The organism is Synechococcus sp. H55.10, from assembly GCF_047502715.1.
Taxonomy (GTDB): Bacteria; Cyanobacteriota; Cyanobacteriia; order Thermostichales; family Thermostichaceae; genus Thermostichus.
This window is the reverse complement of the sequence record NZ_JANSJJ010000257.1, coordinates 13778-31921: the sequence shown is the minus strand read 5'-3', so window position 1 is coordinate 31921 and position 18144 is coordinate 13778. Positions and strand designations below refer to the sequence as shown.

Sequence of the window (18144 nt, the reverse complement as noted above, 5' to 3'; positions counted from 1 at the left end):
ACAGCTAGCGAATGTACTGGGCCAGAGCTCGTGAAGGATATCCCACCCGCAATTTGCGCAGGGCATCCCGCTCGATCTGACGAATCCGTTCCCGCGTCAGGTTAAAGTGCTCCCCCACCTCCCGCAGGGTTCTCGCCTGTTGCCCGTCTAACCCGTAGCGCAACTCCAGCACTTGCCTCTCAATCGGCTTCAGGGTTTGCATGGCAGAACGCACATCCTGCTGCATCGATTGCACAAGGATCCCTTGGAAAGGCTGCTCTTGCCGCTCATCCTGCAGCAAATCGCCAAGGCAGCTTTCTCCTTCCTGGCCAACCGGCACATCCAGTGACAGGGGCAAAGCAGCAGCCTGCTGGATCATGCGCAGTTTCTTGACTTTAATGCCCAGTGCCTCTGCCAGCTCCGCCTCGGTGGGCCGCCGCCCCTGTAGCTTCATCAGCTCGCGGTTGGTGCGTTTGAGCAGGCGTACTTTATCGACCATGTGCACCGGCAGGCGAATCGTCCGCGCTTGGTTGGCAATGCAGCGGGTGATCCCCTGGCGAATCCACCAATGGGCGTAGGTACTGAAGCGAAAACCCCGTTCCGCATTGAATTTTTCGGTGGCCCGAATCAACCCGATATTGCCCTCTTGGATCAGATCCAAAAAGGGCACCCCCCGATTGAGGTATTTCTTGGCCACGCTGACCACCAGACGCAGATTAGCGTTGATCAGCTTGCGCTGGGCCTGTTCCCCTTGTCGGATGCGGGACCGTAAGGTGGATACGGAAATCTGCAGGGCCTCAGCCAGATCCTCGTCGCTGGGATCCCTGCCCCGTTGTTGCCGCCACTCCTGCCGGGCTTGATCGATGAGGAGCTTTTGCTGGATCTTGCGCGACAGCTCGATTTCTTCGGCGTGGTCGATGCGGGGCACGCGACCGATTGTATTTAAGTAGTGATCGACGGCATCTTCATTCAACCGCGAGCCCCCAGCAACCGGCTCTGGGTCGACTTCTTGAAGGGCAGACTCAGGGTCAAACCAGAGCTCGTCGAGCTCCTGAGGCAAAGAGGCAGAGTCTTCAGGATGAGGACGAGAAAAAACCACGGCCAAGTGAGGAGAGAACGTCACCTCCCAGTCTAGAAAGGTTTTTTCTTCCGGTGCGAGCGAAAATCGATCATGCCACCCTTTTTTGTCCCGAGATTTTTCCGGTTCAATGCTCGAACAACAGGGATCCCGTCCGCCAAGCCTCTGTGGGTAAGGGATTGCCCGCCAAAAAGCAGTAAGCGATTTTCGATCTAGGCCTTGAGGTAAGATTGTTCGTGGGCTGGCCAGCTCCACGGCTGGGATCCCAAAGAAAAGGGAACCTTGCCAGCTCAGGCTACCATGGGGCGATTGGCGAGCTGCGAACCTCTTCAGTCTGGATAAAGAATATTTACAACTTGCTGCTCCTATGGAGTTGAACGACCGGCACCATCCATCGGCCAACTTGATTGGGGAGCGGGTGCGCTGGGTACGGGAGAAGCTGCAACTTACCCAAGATCAACTGGCGGGCCGCTTGGCCAAGTACGGTGTGCAGTTGGACTACGTCAAGATCGGCCAGGTGGAAAAGGGAAAACGGCGCGTCATCGACAAGGAACTGGTGGCTTTTGCCAAGGCGTTGGGAGTGTCGGTCACTTGGCTGCTAAGCGGAGATGAATCCCATCTGTAGCAGTCGGGGGGAAGCTACATCCGATTTCCCTCAACCATCCCAGGGGAGCAAGACAGTAAAGATACAGGGCCCCAACGGGATCCAGATCACCGACGCCTTCACTTCTTCATCTAAACTTGATATTGTTAACTTGCTGTTGAGACGGCCCCATTTCACCTGCTTGTGTGAGGTTGACGGATGCTCTCCTTCTTTTTCAACTCTTCTGATCCGGCCAACAACCGGCAAAGCGGAGCCCATCGTGTGCCTGCCTCAGGCAAGACCACCGGCAGGCAGCGGATCCCTAACTACAACCGCAGGTCTGCTCCCCATGAGGTGCTTAAGCAGGAAAAGCAGGTGAAGCGGGAGCAAGAGTTTACGGAGATGGAGCAAAACATCAGCCGCATCCACTACTTCTACCGAAAAGCAGACATGCCCCTGGAGATGCGGCAAATTCTGACCTACCGTAAGTTGATGGAGCTGGACTACTTTACCCCACAGGCGGCCAAAGAGTTGCTCAGGCAGTGGCAGCAGCAGGAAGAGCAGGAGCAAGAACGCCGTCAGGCTTGAAAGAGGACGACCGCTTGCGAGCCCGACTGCAGGATTTAGTTTATGTAAAGTTTATAAATAGTTGAGGCTCTGCAGCAGGGCAAAACAGAGGCCGGCACTGGCCAAAGGCACGGTCAGGTTATCCAACCCCCACCAAGAGAACACCTCCAAGCCCATGGTTATTCCCCCCACCAAGAGGCTGATGGCGAGCAAAGGGGGAGAGAAGCCGAAGTACCCCAGAAGCAGCGCCGCGATCACCAAGGTACTCACCGCCCACATGGTCAGGGATCCCTCCCAGCTTTTTTGAAGGGATCCCAGTTGATAGGGGTGTTTGCCCCAGGTTTTGCCCACCAAGCCGGCCAAGGCATCCGCCCACGTCATCACCAAGATGCCGATCACCGCGAAGACTTGTCGCTGTGGCCGCCAAAACCAAAACAGCAGCAGGCCAATGCTGAGGGCATAGAAACAGGTGCCAAAGCTGCGCCGACCGACCCCATTCAAGCTGGGCAAAAGGGTCACTCGGTAGGAGAGCAGCGCCAGGCCGGCAAACACCAGCGAGAACCCTACCCCCAGCCAGCGGGGCACTTGCAAGGCCCAAGCCAGCAAAATGATATTGCCCACGCCGATGTGAATTGCCTTGCGCACCCATTCTCCGTCCACCTGCTGGGAGCGCAGCCATTCCGCAAAAGCAAAGACGGAGGCCAGCCAGAGAGCATAGCAAGCAAGCTGCTGGGTCAGGCCCATGAAACGGCCTCAGAGCGTTTTCAAGTAGCTGAGCAGATCCGCCATCTCCTGGGGATCGGGCTGGAACTGGGGCATGGGAGGCGTTTTGCCACCGGTTACTTGCTGAATGATAAACCGATCCGAACGGCGGCTGCTCACCCCCCGCAGGCTGGGCCCCACCCGACCATCCGCTTCTTCTCCATGGCAAGCCGCACAGTTGAGGGCAAACAAGGAAGCACCACGGCCAACCTGCCCCTCTAGGCTGAGGACAGCTTGAGTGTAGGGATCCAGCCGAGCCCCGGCACTCAACCAAACCCAGGTGACTACCGCCAGGCCGAGGAGGACGACGCCCCAACGAGCTTTTTGGGCCCAGACACCTGTGAAGAACTGCTGCAAGGACTTGAGGAAAGGTTGTAAACGCTTTTGGGAGGAGGGCAGTCGCTTCTGCTCAAACTCAGCCCAGCAGCCGGGCGACGCCTGGCTGCTGCCGGATGGCGGGATGTCTGAGAGGGAGGGATGCACAGACAACGCTGAGAGAGACCGTTTCAATCTTTTACATTTCAACCAACACGATAACTCAGGAGCCCTTCCCTGCCAATAATCTGTAATGGTATTTACTTTTTCTTAATGATTTGCCGGTCTGTCTGAGATTGCGCTCCCTCTGGGATGGCGCGGTTGGGAAAGAGCCGCTCCATCGCCTCTGCTTGGGCCCAGGGATCCCGGTTCAGGCTGTGGATGAGATTGGCCCCTGGAAAGTGCGCCTGCAGGCGGCGGTAGAAGGATAAATTACCATAAACGACGACGGCTGCCACCCGCTCCCGATGCTGTTGCAGCCAATCCAGCACATAGTTGGGCAGGGGATCGCGAAGGAAAGCTTGGAAAACCAGCCCTGGAGCGCTGTTCAAAGCAGCTTCCAGCCAAGGCAGGGGGGTGAGGGCATCGCTGACCACAGGGAGAATGCCCAACGCCGCCGGCACCTGAACAGCGGGAGACTGCAACTGCAGGTCGGCAGTGTCCAGGGGGGGATCCAGCCAGATCCAGTTCAACCATCTGGGCTCTGGGGGCGGTCTGAGGGGCCGGCCACCTTCCACCCCACCGCGGGCCATGGCGGCTTGACAGGGAGCAATATCCTGCTCGGCCAAGAGGGATCCCAGCTGGGCGGCTTTGTGCAGAGCAGAGGGCAGGTTGGCGCGCGCGTTGAACAGCTTTCCCAAAGCCGAGTCCTTGCGGATGGGATCCCCCAGCAAGAGGGGTTTCAGGTGCTCGGCGGGGGAGCCGCGGCTGAGGGCCGGGTCGGTGGGATCCTTGGCCCCCATCCAGCCGCCAACAGCGCTGAAATCCGTTTCCGCCAAGGCCGGCCACACCTGTTTGAGGAGAGTTGAGGCCGCAGGCAGGACTCGCTGCTTGGCGCGCAGCACCCGCGTCACCGATTGGGCCAGTTGGACGGCGCTGAGGGATCCCTGCTGCACCGCTTCCAAAACGGCTGCCAGCGAGGCCATTGGATCGGGGGGGGCCAAAATCAGGTCGGCACCGGCCTGGAAAGCCCGCACGGCCAATCGGTTGGGAGAGAGCTCCGTCCCAGCGGCCAGCTCCGCCAGAAAGCCGTCATCGAGTCTATCCACCACGATCAGCCCGCCGAACCCCCATTCCCGCCGCAGCAGCTGGGTGAGCCGCCCCGGCAGCAGGGTGATGGGCCAGCGCTCATCCCACTCCGGCAGCACCACATGAGAAACCAAGATCGCCCCCACCTGCTCCAGCAGGAACGGCAGCCAAGGCCCCTCTTGGAGCTGGGCTGGGGTCAGGCTCAAACGGGGGCACCAGGGGATGTCCGGTGCCTTTGAAACCTGCTCTGCTGCAGCCGACCTTACTTCCCCTTTGCCGGGGAAAGAGCTGGCCGTGGTCAGGATCCCCTCTGGGACGGCTTGCTCACATCCGCGCACAAAGGCTCGCGCCAGTTGCAAAGCAGACAGGGGATCTTCCCCCAGCAGCTCTGCGACCGGGTTAAGCAGCCAATTGATGCCGAGGGCCGCTGCTTCCCGCGCCGTGATCCAACCCCACTGTTCCGCCCAGCGCTCGGCTTCGGATCCCAGGCGGCTCAGGCCCAGGGGGTGGGGAAAAGAAGTCGCCCCCTGCAGGGCCAGCCCACGACCGGCCTCCGCCGCCACCAAAAGGGGCAGGGCAGCCCAGGTTTGCAACTCTTCCACCAGCAACAGGGCTTCTGCCACATGGCCCTCGGTCAGCCAGATGCCCCCAATCCCTACCTCTTGGATCAGCCGCCTGAGAACTTCTCGAGGGGGCGACTGAGATCCCAAACGGGCCGAGACCGGCACCACCAGCAGTTGCGCCACTTGTCGAGCTAGGGACAAGGGCTGGTCAAGCTCGTCGGCCAGAGATCCGGAGACACTCATGGGCATAACCGGAAGTCGTCAGCAATGCTGGGGGATCCCCATCTTTTGCGAAAACCCAAGCGCAGATGATCCTAGCCGCTCTCCCGGCTTCTGGCTTCCCTGCTGCCAAAACAATCAGCGCCTTTGGCGGCAGCGGTCGCAGGTGCCGCAGGGCAGGCCGGGGTGTTCCCCAGGGTAGCCAAAGTAGGGCAAGATCGCCTGCCACCGACAGCCGCGAGCGTGGATCAGGGCCTCCATCTCGTGCCAGGGATCCTGCCGCGGCGGCGGCTGCCAACGGCGGTGCAGCACCTGAAAGTGAAAGGGATCCGGCCAGCGCAGACAGCCCATCTCCTGCAACAGGCCCAGGGCCACCCGGGTTTCTCCTGGCGGCAGGTCGGCATAGGATCCCTGCGGGGGCAGAGTTTGCAGCAGGCGGCGTGCTTGGGCCAGTAGGCGCTCCTGCTGAGAATAGAAATAGGCTTGGCGCTGGCGATCGCTGGGATCCAGCAGGCCCGTCGGCTCCGAGACCAGCATCAGGGCCTGACAGGGGCCGCCATCCCGCCCGCCCCGCCCCACCTCTTGTAAATAATCCATCAAATGGGGCGGGGGATGAAAATGCAGCACCCAGCGCACATCCGGCTTGTTGATCCCCATGCCAAAGGCGTTGGTGCAAACCAAAAAGCGCAGCTCGCCCGCCAGCCAGGCCCGCTCCAAGCGCCGGCGAGATCCCGCCTCCAGGCCGCCGTGGTAAGTGGCGGTTTCTTGGTTGTGGCGGCCCAGCCACGCGGCCAGCTCCTCCCCATCCCGCCGTGTGCGCACGTACACCAGGCCCGGGCCGGGGTTTTCGGCCAGAAAACGCAACAGCCGCCGACGGCGATCCGCCGGGCTCCAGGCGATGGCCACATTGAGGGAGATATTGGCCCGCAGCGGATCGGCGCGGATGCACTCCGGATCCTGCAGCCCCAGGATGTGGCCCAGGCGAGTGCAGGTTTGGGGATCGGCGGTGGCGGTAAAAGCGGCGATGGGAAACGAGGGCTTGGCCAAAGCCGGGCGCAGCAATCCCAAACGGCGGTAGTCGGGCCGGAAGGATCCCCCCCAATGCACCAACGTATGGGCCTCATCCACGATCAGGCTGCTGATTTGCACCTGGGGCTGCTGCAGCCGTTGCCAAACGGGGGGGCTGAAGAGGGTTTCCGGCCCCAGGTAGAGCAGACGCAGTCGGTTTTCCTCAAGGGCCTTCAACACGCGCTTGCGCAGGGCCGGATCCAGCTCGCTGTGCAGACAGGCCGCCGGCAGACGGCGCTTCCAGAGATCCTGGACTTGGTCTTCCATCAGGGCGATCAGGGGCGAGACCACCAGCGTCAGCCCTGTTTGCAAGAGGGATGTGAGTTGGAAGCAAAGAGACTTGCCAAACCCCGTCGGCAATACCACCAGCGCGTCGCGCTTCTCCAGCAAGGCGCGGATCACCCGATCCTGGGGCGGGCGCAGCGCCTCGTAGCCCCAGTACTGCTTGAGGGCGGATTGAACCTGCTGCCAATCCTGCAAACGGCAACCCCTTTTGCCGCGATTTCCTTCAGCAATCTACAGCGATTGTAAAGGGGGTTGTCCAACAACAGGCTATTTCCAATTCCACGGAACCCCCTTTCTGCCTCTAGTTCCCCTCTCCCTCTGGGAGAGGGGGTAGGGGTGAGGGAACCCGTATCGGGATGGCTGGGATCCAGGTCGGTGGCCGGGAAGGAATGCTCTTTGCTGCCCTTGGCAAGGTATCGGTCGCGTAGCACAACAGGGCGGTGGTCTTGTGCGATTCTAGAGCTGGGACTTCCCGCCTAGCTCGATGCTGGAACTATGACTGCCAATGTGCTCCGCACCGCTGATGCCAACGACTCCCCACCCTTGCTCCAGCCCAGAATGGCCTCTGTTCACCGTCGCACGGGGGAAACGGATGTGCAAATCCATCTCAACCTGGACGGCAGAGGGCAGCACGAGATCGACACCGGGATCCCCTTTTTGGATCACATGCTGGCCCAGCTCAGCACCCACGGGTTGATCGATCTCCAGATCAAGGCGGTGGGGGATCTGCACATCGACGACCACCACACCAACGAAGACGTGGGCATCACGTTGGGACAGGCGCTGGCGCTGGCGCTGCAGGATCGGCGGGGCATTTATCGTTTTGGTCATTTTTGGGCGCCTTTGGATGAGGCGCTGGTGCAGGTGGTGCTGGACTTTTCCGGGCGACCCCACCTCAGCTACGGCCTGGAGCTGACCGCCGAGCGCATTGGCCGCTACGAAACCCAGTTGGTGCGAGAGTTTTATCAGGCGGTGGTCAACCATGCCCAGATGACCCTGCACCTTCGCCAGGCAGCCGGCCTCAATGCCCACCACATCGTCGAGGCCAGTTTCAAGGCCTTTGCCCGCGCCCTGCGCATGGCCGTAGAACGGGATCCGCGCCGACAGGAAGGGATCCCCAGTTCTAAGGGGGTGCTGTAGCGGCGCCTGCGCGGGCTGTTGACCTTGAGCCTGGGACTTGTGGTGCTGCCCCATCCGACGATGGGGTTCTGTCGAGAATGCTGAGCCGCACTCGCCCGCCGGCTGCTTTGGGCAAAATCTCCAGCCACTGGTGAAGATCCAAAAGAGCTGAGCCGGCGCCAATTCACAGACCTGGATGAGGCAAAGTCTGTCCGGCAGGGATCCCCATTTGGGTTTATTCTGGACTTAGCCATCCTTCCAGAGTTGCGTCCCAGCCCAGGCGGGATCCAAAAGTCGAAAAAGGGTTTCCCGGCAGTTGCCAGCTCTGGAGGTTCTGATTCCCAGCCACTGATAGGCCCATGTTAGGGGGGGATGAAAACCATGGACATTGATCTCCGTCCGCTGATCGTTCTGTCGCCCATTGTTTTGGTGGTTGCCTGGGCTGCCTACAACATCATCAAGGCTGCCATCAAAGGAGAGGCCAAGCTCTTCGGCGAGAAGGGCAACAACCCCTTCGGCAAAGGCGGGAGCTGAACGTGCGGATCCGGCCGGCAGGCTCAGTATGCTAGGCGAGGCGACAAACCCAAAATCCGCCGATGTGATTGTCATCGGGGCCGGAGTGGCCGGTTTGGTCTGCGCAAGGCGACTGCTGCGGGCGGGGCTGCGGGTTCTGGTGCTGGAAAAATCGGCGGGCTTGGGCGGGCGCCTGGCCACCCGTCGGGTTGAGCATCTCGGACAAACGGTGCCGGTGGATCACGGGGCTCAATACCTGACTGCCGATTCCGATGGCTTTCATCGCTGGGTGAAGGAGCTGCTGGGCCTGGGGCTGCTGACGGAATGGACGCGCTCGCTGCATGTGCTGGATCGAAAAGGGCTGCGCCCGGAGCATCCCAACGAGGAGAAACCGCGCTACATCTGCCCCCAGGGCATGACGATGTTGGCCAAACACCTGGCTGCCCCGCTGTCGGTACACACCCAAACTCGTGTGGTCGGCCTCAAAAGTTTGGCCACAACCTGGCAAGTGCAGGCGGAGAATGGTCAATGCTACGAGGCTGCCGCATTGGTGGCGGCCATTCCGGCCCCGCAGTTGCTGCCTTTGCTGCAAGAGAAGATCCCTCCTGCCGATAGCCTGCTGTCTCTGCTGGGATCCGCCGAGTATCAGCCCTGCCTTGCGGTTTTGGCCGGCTACTCCAAGGACACGCCGCCGCCGCCCTGGAAAGGGATCAAGTGCTTGGAGGATCCGATGTTGGCCTGGCTGGGGTTGGACAGCAGCAAGCGCCCGCAGCCGCTCTCGCCGGTGGTGGTCTTGCATGGGGGGGCGGAGTGGTCATCTCTGTACCTGGAGGCCGGCCCACCTGAGCTAGAAAAGGCAGGTCGAGAATTGTTGGCCCACGCCGCCAAGCATCTGGATCCCTGGCTGGCTTCGCCCCAATGGATGCAGGTGCACCGTTGGCGCTACGCTTTGCCGCTGGAAACCATGGGATTGGCCAGCTTGGGCACCCGGATTCCGGCGGCTGAGGGATTGCCTTTGGTTTGTGCCGGCGATTCGTGCGCCGGGGGGCGCGTAGAAGGGGCTTGGCTCTCAGGGCAAGATGCCGCCAAAACGTTGCTCGAAATGCTGGGCGGCTCTGAGCGGTGAGGGGACGCTGACCCAGTTGGCCTGGAGCAATGCCTGCAGATCCAGGCCGAGAATTTCCATCCTCTGGGGTAGAGAGTTATGCTGACAGGGTGGATCCCTTGGCAGATAATCCATGCCCAGAACCTGTACGATCTACCGCCGTGCCCAATTTGCCGCCAGCCATCGCTACTGGTTGCCCGAACTCTCAGAAGCCGAGAACGTAGCCCGCTTTGGCCCCCAAGCCCGTTTTCCCGGCCACGGCCACAACTACGTGCTGGAGGTGGGCCTGACGGGGGAGGTAGATGAGTACGGCATGGTGCTCAACCTCTCAGAGGTCAAGCGGGTGATCCGAGAGCGGGTGATTCAAGAGCTCAACTTCGCCTACCTCAATCAAGCCTGGCCGGAGTTTGCCCAAACCCTGCCCACCACCGAGTTTATCGCTTACGTAATTTGGCAACGCCTGGCCGATGCGCTGCCGCTGACCAGCGTCCGCCTGTACGAGGATCCCGAACTTTGGGCCGAATACCGAGGAGAAGCCATGCAAGCCTACTTGACCGTTGCCACCCATTTCAGCGCCGCTCACCGTTTGGCCCTGGATCATTTGAGCCTGGAAGAGAACACCGCCATCTACGGCCTCTGCGCCCGTCCCCATGGCCATGGCCACAACTACGGCCTGGAGATCACCGTCAAGGGATCCATCGACCCGCGCACGGGGATGCTCGTGGATCTGGCGGCTCTGCAGCGGATCATTGACGAGCAGGTGGTCAAACCGCTGGATCACACCTTTTTGAACAAAGACATCCCCTACTTTGCCCAGGTGGTGCCCACCGCCGAAAACATCGCCCTCTACATTCAACGGCTGCTGACTTTGCCCCTGCGCGAGCTGGGGGTGCAACTGCATCGGGTTCGCCTGCAAGAGAGCCCCAACAACAGCAGCGAGGTCTACGGGGAGTTTCCGCTGGAAGAGCTGTTCAACTCTTCAGAAGGGCTCCCCCAGAGTTTCGGCAGCCGTGTTGCCGCGCGACGCTGATGTAACCATGTTGGATCTGGTTAAGCTGAGTGGGCAGATCCCCGCCTTTGCTCGGCACTTGCAGCAGGAGTCGCGGGCCGGTCAGGAGCGCCTGCGCCAAGCCCTGCAGGTCTTCGGGCGCCTGCAGCAGGAGCCGCAGGTTTGGCAGTCGCGTTGGACGGAGTGGGGATCCCATCTGGCCTTTACCTGCGCCAGCCCCGCCGAGCCCCCGGAAACCTGGGGATCCCTGCCCAAGGTGGAGCCGCTGCAGGGACGACACACGGTGGTGGCCACCGATGGATCCCAGATCCTGCCCAGCCACCACGAGATCGCCTATTGCTCGCTGATCAATGTTGGGCGGGTGGTTCTGCACTACGGCACCCAGGAGTGGCCGCTTTTGGATAGTCAGCCTCTGCTGCTGTATGGGCAGCGCTCGGACTCCTCTCTCTTGGAGCAAATGGCAGAAGGGTTGCAAAGTGCTGCCATTGCCGTGCGGAACCCCGGCAGCGGGACAGGGGTCTCGTTGGGGCCGGAAGTGGTGTTGGCCTTGCGGCGGGCTCAGGCAGAGCTAGAGGAGCTGGCGCAGTTGGCCCTGTCAGTGCCCCGTCGCCGCGCCACGCTGGCGCTCCTGGATGGATCCCTGATCCCCTGGGGACTGGAGCCGCTGCCCAGATCAACCCAGCGTCCCTGGCTGGATCCCATCCTGGCGACTCTGGAGCAGTTGCGGGCCGCCCGCATCCCCCTGGTGGGCTACATCAGCGCTTCCCGCAGCAGCGAAACCCTTAACTACTTACGCCTGGGGCTGTGCCCCTACCTGGGCTGCGACTGCCATCGCTACTGTGCCGGCGAGAAAACCCCCCCCTGTCACCCCTTTGCTCCCCTGCCGGATCGCGTCTTCTGGGGATCCCTGCTGCAGCCGGGAGAGCGCAGCCCCCTCTGGCGCAGTGGCGCCAGTGTCTTGGATGCCTTCGGGGAACACCACATCCACTGCTGTTACTTGAATGTCGGCGGGAAGGGGGGCCCCGAGATCGCCCGCCTGGAGTTTCCCGCCTGGGTGGCCCAGGATGCCCAGCTGCTGCAGCGGGCCCTGGCGGGAGTACTGAGCCAGGTGCAAAAGGGCTTTGGCTACCCCATTGCCCTGGCGGAAGCCCATCATTTGGCAGTGGTGCGGAGCGGGGATCGGCAGCGCTTCTTTGCCCTGATCGAGCAGGAGCTGATCCGCGCCGGCCTGCGCCATGTGGCTGTCTCCCGCAAGGAAGCCCAGAAGCGAACTGGTATCGCCTAATTGGTGCCAGTGCCGCAAAACCCTTCCTCCCTCCTACCTCCCCTCTCCCTGAGGGAGAGGGGCTGGGGGTGAGGGCTGCCTCTGGGAGAGGGGTGAGGGCGGGATCCCTACCCTCTAAGCGTTGGGCTGGCTGGGCCGGGAGCGATCGATGGTGCGGTAGGTGAGGCTGGCCGCCACCTCTAGGGCTTTGGCAGCGTCGCGGAAATAAAATCCCAGCTCCTCATCCTTTTCGGTGCGGTTGGGTTTATTGAACTTGGCCTTGAACTGCACATTGCAATACATGGCCAACCCCACCAGAACCTCTGACAGGCCGTGCTGGTTGATCAGCCGTTCCACATCCGTGAGCAGGCTTTTGATTAGGGCGTCGGCTACCGGTTCTGGCAAACTGTCCAGGTCGTGCATGGGGTTTCCTCATCCAACGAGATCAAGCGAGCTAGAGGGTTTGAAGGCGGCATAGCAGCAAGTCAAGGGCAAGTTGGCAAGCCGTTGCCATCGAATTCGCATGGGCTTCCCAAAAACAGGCGGGTAGATTTGCTGCCGCCATAATAGTCTAGAAGCCGATAAACAAAGCCCAGGACATGGGAGCTGGGGAATCGCAGGTTATGTCGCAGCTTTACGACTGTGTCATTGTCGGTGCTGGCCCCGCCGGCGGCTCTGCTGCCTACCATCTGGCCAAGCGGGGGCGCTCGGTGCTGGTCTTGGAAAAAGATCCCTTGCCCCGCTACAAACCCTGTGGGGGCGGGGTCTCTCCCATGGTGGCAGCTTGGTTCGACTTCGACTTCAGCCCCGCCATTTCCCTGAAGATCCGGCAAATTCGCTACACCTGGCGCGGCGGGGATCCGGTGGTGGCCGACCTGGATCTGCAAGAACCCGTTTGGATGGTGCGGCGGGATGTTTTCGACCACTACTTGATTCAGCAGGCGCAAAAGCAAGGGGCAGCGCTCCAGGCAACATGCCCCGTCTCCGGCCTCGAGTGGCAAAGCGACCGCTGGCAAGTGATGACAAGCACCGGCCCCGTCTGGGGTCGGTATGTGATCGCAGCCGATGGGGCAAAAGGCTCGATGGCCAAGTGGCTGGGCTTTCAAGAACGCCGCCGTCGTCTAGCCGCCGCCCTGGAAGCAGAGGTGCCCGTTGGGCAACCGCCAACTGCAGCCGCCCATTTCGACTTCGGCGCCGTGAGCAATGGCTACCTTTGGAACTTCCCCAAGGCCGATGGCTACTCGATCGGGGCCGGCACCTTTCGCGGTGGAGAAAAACAAAACCTGCGGGAAATTGCCGCCCAATATGCCCAAAGCTTCGGCGTAGACTTGAAATCGGTCAAGCAGTTCGGCCATCCCATCTGCCTCTGGGATGAAGAGCAACCGCTCCACAGCCAAAATGCCCTCTTGGTGGGGGATGCCGCCTGCGTCGTCGATCCGTTTACCGCCGAGGGGATCCGCCCTTCCCTCCTCACCGGCATGTTGGCGGCAGAGGCCATCGACCAAGCCCTGGCGGGGAACACAGAGGCTCTGGCGAACTACTCGGCCCGCGTGCAACAGGAATGGGGCTCAGAGATGCGCTGGGCTAAACGGATTGCGGCCTTGTTCTACCGCTTTCCAGGCGTGGGCTACAAGGTGGGCGTCAAACGACCAGGAGCCACTCGGCGTATGGGCCAGATCCTGGCCGGTGAACTGCGCTACAGCGATGTGGCCAGCTCGGCCATTCGCAAGTTAAGCGGCGGCCTGCTCACCTAGGCCTGGCACCGATAGACTTGAGCTAGATCGTCGAAGCGCTTGCCGATCAACAGGCAGTTGCGCCCATCCGCCTGACGAGTATAGCTCAGGTGGGTGGAGAGAGCCTTCATCAGCCAAATGCCGCGTCCCCCCTCGGATTCGGGATCGGGGTTGGCCACCAGGTGCCGGAAAGCTCCCTCCAGGTCAAACTCCTGCCCCTGATCCCAAATGCGCAACTCCAGCTCTTGCGGCATCAGGATCAGCTCAATATCAATGGGCGTACTGGGAGGCAGGGCGCGGTGGGCGTGGCGAACGGCGTTGGTAAACCCCTCCGCCAAAACCAACTGACATTCCGTCCAAATGGGATCCGGGATGCCGGCATTTCGAAAAGATTCAAACCAGGTTAAAACTTGGCCAAGAGCGTCGAGAGTTGTCTCAACCCTCAGCGCAAATGTCTGCTTCTCACCCGAAGGGATCCCTGCTGCGTTCAAAACCGAACCCCAACGATAGGGATTGAACCTGAAGCCATTTGGCCCTACCAGATTCTAGACCAAAGCCCTGCCAGAATATGTCATCCCCCATTTTGGGGGGGGAAGCTAGGGAGCGATGATCAAATCCACACGGCGGTTCCGCTGCCGTCCGGCTTCTGTGTCGTTATCGGCCACTGGCAAGGTAGGGCCAAAGCCAGAGGTTGTCCAACTGATGGGATGGCCTTCCGGCAAGAGTTTCATCAAATAGTCTTTAACCGCGTTGGCGCGGCGCAGGGAAAGAGCCAGGTTGTAGTTTAGGGATCCAATGTTGTCGGTGTGACCGTTCACTTGAACGCGGGCGCCGGGCATGGCTTCCAAGGATTTCGCCACCTGGGCCAGCAGCGAGGTCGCCTCAGGTCGAATCTCGGCCTTGTCAAAATCGAACAGCAAATCCCCCGGCAGGCTGATGGTTTGGGTTCCCACCTGAAAAGAGGTGGGAGTCGGCGTTGGGGTCGGGGCGGGAACGCTGGCTTCCCCTGGAGCGATCTCGGCGGCGGTGGAAGATTCCCTGACGGGCTCAGGGGCTGTTTGAGAACGCAGCCGCTGCAGCCGCGACTCCAGTTCCTCAATTTTTATCAAGAGCTGGATCACCTGCTGGCGGATTTCCCGAATCTCCGTTTCCAGATCTGTGGGGCTCGCCTGACGTTCCTCTGGATCTGCATTTGGATCTGCATTGGCCGTTGGGCTGGCCAGCGGCGGATTGGCCTGGGGTGGGGCCAGGGTGGGCAAGATCGCTGGTGTAGGCGGAGCCGGTTGACCGGCAGAGAGGTTGGTCTCCGGTTGGGGCTGAGGTTGAGCCTGCTGGGGAAGCTCTATCCCCAGCCAGATCCCGCTGCTGACCAAGAGGATCCCACTGAGGAAATTGAGAGCAACCGTTGAGCGCTGGGACGAGCGAGGCATCCTGGGCAAACCTCCGGCTAAATGGACGCAGGCAAGGAGTGGGAACTCCACTCAACTCTAGAAAGCGATCCTAGCCGGCGACCGGAGCTCGCCGAGGGGATTCTCGGTCGGTCAAGCTGCCACTTCCCGCCATCGTTCAAAGGGCTAATCAAAACTAAGGCGGCCTCGATACCGCCCTATGATGGCCAATCCGTTGGCGGGATCCGCCAGATCCGCCACAAAGGGAGGAAAACGGGGATTGTCGCTGATCACCTTCACCTGGGATCCGGGCAGGCGCTGCAGTCGTTTGACCAACAGATCCCCATCCATCTGAAAGACATAAATGCCTTCACAGCTCAGATCCCCACCCTCCTGCCGCTCCACAAAGATCCAGTCGCCATCCTCCAAGGTGGGAGCCATGCTATCCCCCTGCACCCGAATCAGGCTCAGCTTGGCAGGGTTTCCCTTCAAATGGGCCCGCAGCCAGTTTCGCTCGAAAGCCATCACCGCGGCGATCGCTTCTTCCCGCACCAACACCCCCGCTCCCGCAGAGACGGCCACATCGACAAAAGGTACATACACATACTCTGCCTTCGAGTCGGAATCCAAGCGTGGGGATCCCTCCCCTGTGATCAGCCAATTGAGGCTGACTTGGCCCACCTGGGCAATTTTCACCGCCTTGTCAATGCCGGGCACGGATCCCTTCAGGTAGCTGCGCAAGGCCGTATCGCTAATGCCGGCCCGTCGCCCAAACGCATAAATGGCCTCGTCGCCGATCACCTGTCGTAAGCGGTCTGCAAAAGAGGAGCTCGAGAAGATGGACATCGGCTTAGCGCTACAGATTGTGTATAAGCAGATTTTCACCACTATATCTTGACAAGTCAACAGCCGCTACAGCCGATTGGGGGACAATCTCCCACCTGAGCTGACCAAGGGAATCGCAACTCTCAAATGCTGTCGGTAGGCTGGCAGGAGAACTGCGCTGGCGTTAGTGTGGTTTTGGAGCCTGCTCACGGCAGGCGAGAGCCGAGCTGGCCCAGCGTTGGATAGCCAAAAAGTTCGGTTCAGATATTGCTTCTGGGTTGACTTCAAGCTGTTCTGCCTTAATCTCCATGACTTCCTCTGACCTCAAGCGCTGGCTGGATAACTTCCTGATTGCCATTGTCTTTCTGGTGTTCGCCGGGTTTGTCTGGTTTGTCTTTTCGGTGACGGGGGCTTTTGTCGGGATCCCACTGGGCTACAAGCTTTGGGTGCGGCTGTGGCTGCCTTTGTTTCAGCCGGCTTTGGGGATCCTGATGGCCGGAGCGGTGGTGAGCGGAGTGTGGGCTTGGCTGGAAAAACGCCGCTCCCGGCAATCGTGATCATCACCAGAACTGATGATTAGAATGAAGATTCGAGGGCGCAGGGGAATCCCAGACTGGCTCTATACTGAAAACGTATCTAAATGTTGAGCAACTGAGGCGGTCTGAGGTTGTGTTTGTTCTGTCCGGCTACGAGTATCTGCTGGTTTTCCTGATCGTCTGCGCTCTGCTGCCGATTTTAGCGCTGGGGGCCTCTGCGCTCTTGGCTCCCAAGCGGCGGGGATCCCTACGCCGCAGCACCTATGAGTCGGGCATGGAGCCGTTTGGGCAAGCCTGGATCCAGTTCAACATCCGTTACTACATGTTTGCTTTGGTCTTCGTCATTTTCGACGTAGAGACCGTATTCCTCTATCCCTGGGCGGTGGCGTTTCACCGCCTGGGGTTGCTGGCCTTTGTGGAGGCCCTGATTTTCATCGCCATCCTTGTGGTGGGTCTTGTGTACGCCTGGAGAAAAGGAGCATTGGAATGGTCATGACGTCTGAGAAACCGCAGGTTCTGTTTCCAGGGGCCGCCCCCCAGGTTACCACCGACCTCTCCAACAATGTCGTTCTGACGACGGTGAACGACCTGTACAACTGGGCCAAGATGTCCAGCCTCTGGCCCCTGCTCTATGGCACCGCCTGCTGCTTCATCGAGTTTGCCGCCATGCTGGGATCCCGCTTTGATTTCGACCGCTTTGGCCTGTTGCCCCGGTCTTCACCGCGCACGGCTGATTTGATCATCACGGCGGGCACGGTCACTATGAAAATGGCCCCGGCGCTGGTCAAGCTCTACCAGCAAATGGCTGAGCCGAAGTACGTGATCGCTATGGGGGCCTGCACCATCAGTGGCGGCATGTTTAGCTCCGATTCCTACACAGCAGTGCGAGGGGTGGACAAGCTAATCCCCGTGGACGTGTACATTCCCGGCTGCCCGCCGCGCCCGGAGGCGATCATGGATGCCATTGTCAAGCTGCGCAAGAAGATCGCCGCTGAAGACATGCGGGAGCGGGGCCGCCTGCAACAAACTCACCGCTACTACACGGTCAAGCACAACCTCAAGCCGGTGCCGGAGATCATCACTGGCAAGTATCTGGAGAGCGAGACCCGCCAAGCTCCTCCGCCGGAACTGGCGGCTGCCATCGGCTTGCCGGTGCCGCCGGCCTTGCAGACTGCCGACTTCAAGCAGGCGGAACAGCAGCTCAAAGCTTTGCGGGGAGGGATGTAAGATGGCAGAGGACAAGGCTCAGGAAAGGCAAGCGGAACCGTTAGCGACGTTGGAGCGCGGCCCGGTCTCCCAGTTTCTGGCCGACAACGGTTTTGACCACCAGTACCTGGGGAAAGATGCGGCGGGGGTGGAGCTGTTGGAGGTGGAGCGGGATTTTCTCCTGCCTGTGTGCACCGCCCTCTATGCCTACGGCTTCAACTATTTGCAGTGCCAGTGTGGGTACGACTTGGGGGCAGGTCAGCCACTGGTCAGCCTCTATCATCTGATCAAGCTATCGGATGGGGCAGACCGCCCGCAAGAGGTGCGGCTACAGGTGAAGTTGCCTCGCCAGGATCCGCGGCTGCCTTCCGTGTATTGGATCTGGAAGTCGGCGGATTGGCAGGAACGAGAAACCTACGACATGTATGGCATTGTTTTTGAGGGACACCCGAACTTGAAGCGGATCTTGATGCCGGAAGACTGGATTGGTTGGCCGCTGCGCAAAGACTACATCACGCCTGACTTTTATGAGCTGCAGGATGCCTACTGATCGGAGATCCCCACTCGCTGAGCAGCGTTAACAGGATGGGTTGAGATGTGGCCTTTTTTGCTCTTGGCAATTTATGCAGGTGGAGTCTGGTACTCGGCCCGCAAAGCGGATCGCGTCTATTCGGGATCCGGAAAGTGGCTGGTATCGGCTCTCTGGCCGCTGCTGTTGGTCTCGAACCGTCAGTTTCGCCAAAATTGGCGTCGCCCTCTGAGCAAGTGAGTCTGGATCT

22 protein-coding genes are annotated in these 18144 nt (G+C 60.5%); 13 read left to right on the top strand and 9 right to left on the bottom strand.

The features are described 5' to 3' along the window. Positions 1 to 4: 4 nt before the first annotated feature. Entirely contained in the window at positions 5 to 1078 is a 1074-nt protein-coding gene (locus NW858_RS12580; protein WP_414334645.1) for an RpoD/SigA family RNA polymerase sigma factor, read from the bottom strand. Positions 1079 to 1424: 346 nt separating this feature from the next. On the opposite strand from NW858_RS12580, the gene NW858_RS12575 reads away from it, so the two are divergent. Both NW858_RS12575 and NW858_RS12570 read left to right on the top strand, forming a co-directional pair. Continuing rightward, positions 1425 to 1682 carry a helix-turn-helix domain-containing protein gene (locus tag NW858_RS12575; protein ID WP_414334625.1) on the top strand — a complete coding sequence of 86 codons (258 nt, stop codon included), beginning with the start codon at positions 1425 to 1427 and terminating at the stop codon, positions 1680 to 1682. Positions 1683 to 1859: 177 nt separating this feature from the next. Further along, positions 1860 to 2228 (top strand): hypothetical protein, encoded by a 369-nt coding sequence (locus NW858_RS12570; RefSeq protein ID WP_414520626.1) that lies wholly within the window; start codon positions 1860 to 1862, stop codon positions 2226 to 2228. A 51-nt stretch (positions 2229 to 2279) separates the two neighbouring features. On the opposite strand, the gene NW858_RS12565 is transcribed toward NW858_RS12570, so the two are convergent. The 4 genes from NW858_RS12565 to NW858_RS12550 all read right to left on the bottom strand — a co-directional run bounded on the left by NW858_RS12565 (position 2280) and on the right by NW858_RS12550 (position 6862). Then, positions 2280 to 2951, bottom strand: a complete 672-nt coding sequence (locus NW858_RS12565; RefSeq protein ID WP_414334628.1) for a diacylglycerol/polyprenol kinase family protein — start codon at positions 2949 to 2951, stop codon at positions 2280 to 2282. Positions 2952 to 2960: 9 nt separating this feature from the next. After that, positions 2961 to 3452: a c-type cytochrome gene (locus tag NW858_RS12560; RefSeq protein WP_414334630.1), complete on the bottom strand. Its 492-nt coding sequence runs from the start codon at positions 3450 to 3452 to the stop codon at positions 2961 to 2963. Positions 3453 to 3544: 92 nt separating this feature from the next. Further along, positions 3545 to 5338: a glycoside hydrolase family 3 N-terminal domain-containing protein gene (locus NW858_RS12555; RefSeq protein ID WP_414509593.1), complete on the bottom strand. Its 1794-nt coding sequence runs from the start codon at positions 5336 to 5338 to the stop codon at positions 3545 to 3547. 114 nt (positions 5339 to 5452) lie between these two features. Further along, on the bottom strand, positions 5453 to 6862 hold the full coding sequence (locus tag NW858_RS12550; RefSeq protein WP_414520625.1) for a RecQ family ATP-dependent DNA helicase: 1410 nt from the start codon (positions 6860 to 6862) through the stop codon (positions 5453 to 5455). A gap of 300 nt (positions 6863 to 7162) precedes the next feature. Here NW858_RS12550 and hisB point away from each other — a divergent pair, with 300 nt between their 5' ends. From hisB to NW858_RS12525, 5 genes are all read left to right on the top strand, one after another. Then, on the top strand, positions 7163 to 7807 hold the full coding sequence (gene hisB, locus NW858_RS12545) for an imidazoleglycerol-phosphate dehydratase HisB (protein ID WP_414334636.1): 645 nt from the start codon (positions 7163 to 7165) through the stop codon (positions 7805 to 7807). Positions 7808 to 8167: 360 nt separating this feature from the next. Next, a complete protein-coding gene (locus NW858_RS12540) occupies positions 8168 to 8320 on the top strand; it encodes a photosystem II protein Y (protein ID WP_011432316.1) in 153 nt (50 codons plus the stop codon). A 28-nt stretch (positions 8321 to 8348) separates the two neighbouring features. Then, a complete protein-coding gene (locus NW858_RS12535) occupies positions 8349 to 9425 on the top strand; it encodes an NAD(P)/FAD-dependent oxidoreductase (RefSeq protein WP_414334638.1) in 1077 nt (358 codons plus the stop codon). A 112-nt stretch (positions 9426 to 9537) separates the two neighbouring features. Next, entirely contained in the window at positions 9538 to 10434 is an 897-nt protein-coding gene (locus tag NW858_RS12530) for a 6-carboxytetrahydropterin synthase (RefSeq protein WP_414334639.1), read from the top strand. Then, a complete protein-coding gene (locus NW858_RS12525) occupies positions 10418 to 11698 on the top strand; it encodes a DNA double-strand break repair nuclease NurA (RefSeq protein WP_414341534.1) in 1281 nt (426 codons plus the stop codon). Before NW858_RS12530 ends, NW858_RS12525 begins: the two co-directional genes overlap by 17 nt. A gap of 114 nt (positions 11699 to 11812) precedes the next feature. Here NW858_RS12525 and NW858_RS12520 read toward each other — a convergent pair whose 3' ends face one another. After that, the gene (locus tag NW858_RS12520; RefSeq protein ID WP_414334549.1) at positions 11813 to 12100 is read right to left on the bottom strand and encodes a hypothetical protein; all 288 of its coding nucleotides are present in this window, start codon (positions 12098 to 12100) and stop codon (positions 11813 to 11815) included. 200 nt (positions 12101 to 12300) lie between these two features. Here NW858_RS12520 and NW858_RS12515 point away from each other — a divergent pair, with 200 nt between their 5' ends. Beyond that, positions 12301 to 13431, top strand: a complete 1131-nt coding sequence (locus NW858_RS12515; RefSeq protein ID WP_414368449.1) for a geranylgeranyl reductase family protein — start codon at positions 12301 to 12303, stop codon at positions 13429 to 13431. Here the strand turns inward: NW858_RS12515 and NW858_RS12510 are convergent. The 3 genes from NW858_RS12510 to NW858_RS12500 all read right to left on the bottom strand — a co-directional run bounded on the left by NW858_RS12510 (position 13428) and on the right by NW858_RS12500 (position 15644). Continuing rightward, positions 13428 to 13901 carry an ATP-binding protein gene (locus NW858_RS12510; RefSeq protein ID WP_414334553.1) on the bottom strand — a complete coding sequence of 158 codons (474 nt, stop codon included), beginning with the start codon at positions 13899 to 13901 and terminating at the stop codon, positions 13428 to 13430. The two genes, NW858_RS12515 and NW858_RS12510, sit on opposite strands and share 4 nt — an antisense overlap. Positions 13902 to 14006: 105 nt before the next feature. Further along, a complete protein-coding gene (locus NW858_RS12505) occupies positions 14007 to 14840 on the bottom strand; it encodes an OmpA family protein (protein WP_414520624.1) in 834 nt (277 codons plus the stop codon). A gap of 144 nt (positions 14841 to 14984) precedes the next feature. Further along, a complete protein-coding gene (locus NW858_RS12500; protein WP_414334557.1) occupies positions 14985 to 15644 on the bottom strand; it encodes a LexA family transcriptional regulator in 660 nt (219 codons plus the stop codon). Positions 15645 to 15931: 287 nt separating this feature from the next. Between NW858_RS12500 and NW858_RS12495 the strand changes: the two genes are divergently transcribed. From NW858_RS12495 to NW858_RS12475, 5 genes are all read left to right on the top strand, one after another. Beyond that, the gene (locus NW858_RS12495) at positions 15932 to 16180 is read left to right on the top strand and encodes a hypothetical protein (RefSeq protein ID WP_414334559.1); all 249 of its coding nucleotides are present in this window, start codon (positions 15932 to 15934) and stop codon (positions 16178 to 16180) included. Between the two features lie 112 nt (positions 16181 to 16292). Beyond that, entirely contained in the window at positions 16293 to 16655 is a 363-nt protein-coding gene (gene ndhC / locus NW858_RS12490) for a photosynthetic/respiratory NAD(P)H-quinone oxidoreductase subunit C (RefSeq protein WP_414334560.1), read from the top strand. After that, positions 16646 to 17386, top strand: coding sequence for an NADH dehydrogenase subunit K (locus NW858_RS12485; protein WP_414334561.1), 741 nt, complete (start codon positions 16646 to 16648; stop codon positions 17384 to 17386). Before ndhC ends, NW858_RS12485 begins: the two co-directional genes overlap by 10 nt. A 1-nt stretch (position 17387) precedes the next feature. Continuing rightward, a complete protein-coding gene (locus NW858_RS12480; RefSeq protein WP_414334563.1) occupies positions 17388 to 17915 on the top strand; it encodes an NAD(P)H-quinone oxidoreductase subunit J in 528 nt (175 codons plus the stop codon). Between the two features lie 45 nt (positions 17916 to 17960). Continuing rightward, entirely contained in the window at positions 17961 to 18134 is a 174-nt protein-coding gene (locus NW858_RS12475) for a hypothetical protein (protein ID WP_414334564.1), read from the top strand. Positions 18135 to 18144 lie beyond the last annotated feature (10 nt).

What these genes read in the sequence shown, in the direction of transcription:
- NW858_RS12575 (WP_414334625.1), top strand. Translation starts at nt 1,425, where the DNA reads ATGGAGTTGAACGACCGGCACCATCCATCGGCCAACTTGATTGGGGAG.
- NW858_RS12570 (WP_414520626.1), top strand. Translation starts at nt 1,860, where the DNA reads ATGCTCTCCTTCTTTTTCAACTCTTCTGATCCGGCCAACAACCGGCAA.
- NW858_RS12565 (WP_414334628.1), bottom strand. Translation starts at nt 2,951, where the DNA reads ATGGGCCTGACCCAGCAGCTTGCTTGCTATGCTCTCTGGCTGGCCTCC.
- NW858_RS12555 (WP_414509593.1), bottom strand. Translation starts at nt 5,338, where the DNA reads ATGAGTGTCTCCGGATCTCTGGCCGACGAGCTTGACCAGCCCTTGTCC.
- hisB (WP_414334636.1), top strand. Translation starts at nt 7,163, where the DNA reads ATGACTGCCAATGTGCTCCGCACCGCTGATGCCAACGACTCCCCACCC.
- NW858_RS12540 (WP_011432316.1), top strand. Translation starts at nt 8,168, where the DNA reads ATGGACATTGATCTCCGTCCGCTGATCGTTCTGTCGCCCATTGTTTTG.
- NW858_RS12535 (WP_414334638.1), top strand. Translation starts at nt 8,349, where the DNA reads ATGCTAGGCGAGGCGACAAACCCAAAATCCGCCGATGTGATTGTCATC.
- NW858_RS12530 (WP_414334639.1), top strand. Translation starts at nt 9,538, where the DNA reads ATGCCCAGAACCTGTACGATCTACCGCCGTGCCCAATTTGCCGCCAGC.
- NW858_RS12520 (WP_414334549.1), bottom strand. Translation starts at nt 12,100, where the DNA reads ATGCACGACCTGGACAGTTTGCCAGAACCGGTAGCCGACGCCCTAATC.
- NW858_RS12515 (WP_414368449.1), top strand. Translation starts at nt 12,301, where the DNA reads ATGTCGCAGCTTTACGACTGTGTCATTGTCGGTGCTGGCCCCGCCGGC.
- NW858_RS12505 (WP_414520624.1), bottom strand. Translation starts at nt 14,840, where the DNA reads ATGCCTCGCTCGTCCCAGCGCTCAACGGTTGCTCTCAATTTCCTCAGT.
- NW858_RS12500 (WP_414334557.1), bottom strand. Translation starts at nt 15,644, where the DNA reads ATGTCCATCTTCTCGAGCTCCTCTTTTGCAGACCGCTTACGACAGGTG.
- NW858_RS12495 (WP_414334559.1), top strand. Translation starts at nt 15,932, where the DNA reads ATGACTTCCTCTGACCTCAAGCGCTGGCTGGATAACTTCCTGATTGCC.
- NW858_RS12485 (WP_414334561.1), top strand. Translation starts at nt 16,646, where the DNA reads ATGGTCATGACGTCTGAGAAACCGCAGGTTCTGTTTCCAGGGGCCGCC.
- NW858_RS12480 (WP_414334563.1), top strand. Translation starts at nt 17,388, where the DNA reads ATGGCAGAGGACAAGGCTCAGGAAAGGCAAGCGGAACCGTTAGCGACG.
- NW858_RS12475 (WP_414334564.1), top strand. Translation starts at nt 17,961, where the DNA reads ATGTGGCCTTTTTTGCTCTTGGCAATTTATGCAGGTGGAGTCTGGTAC.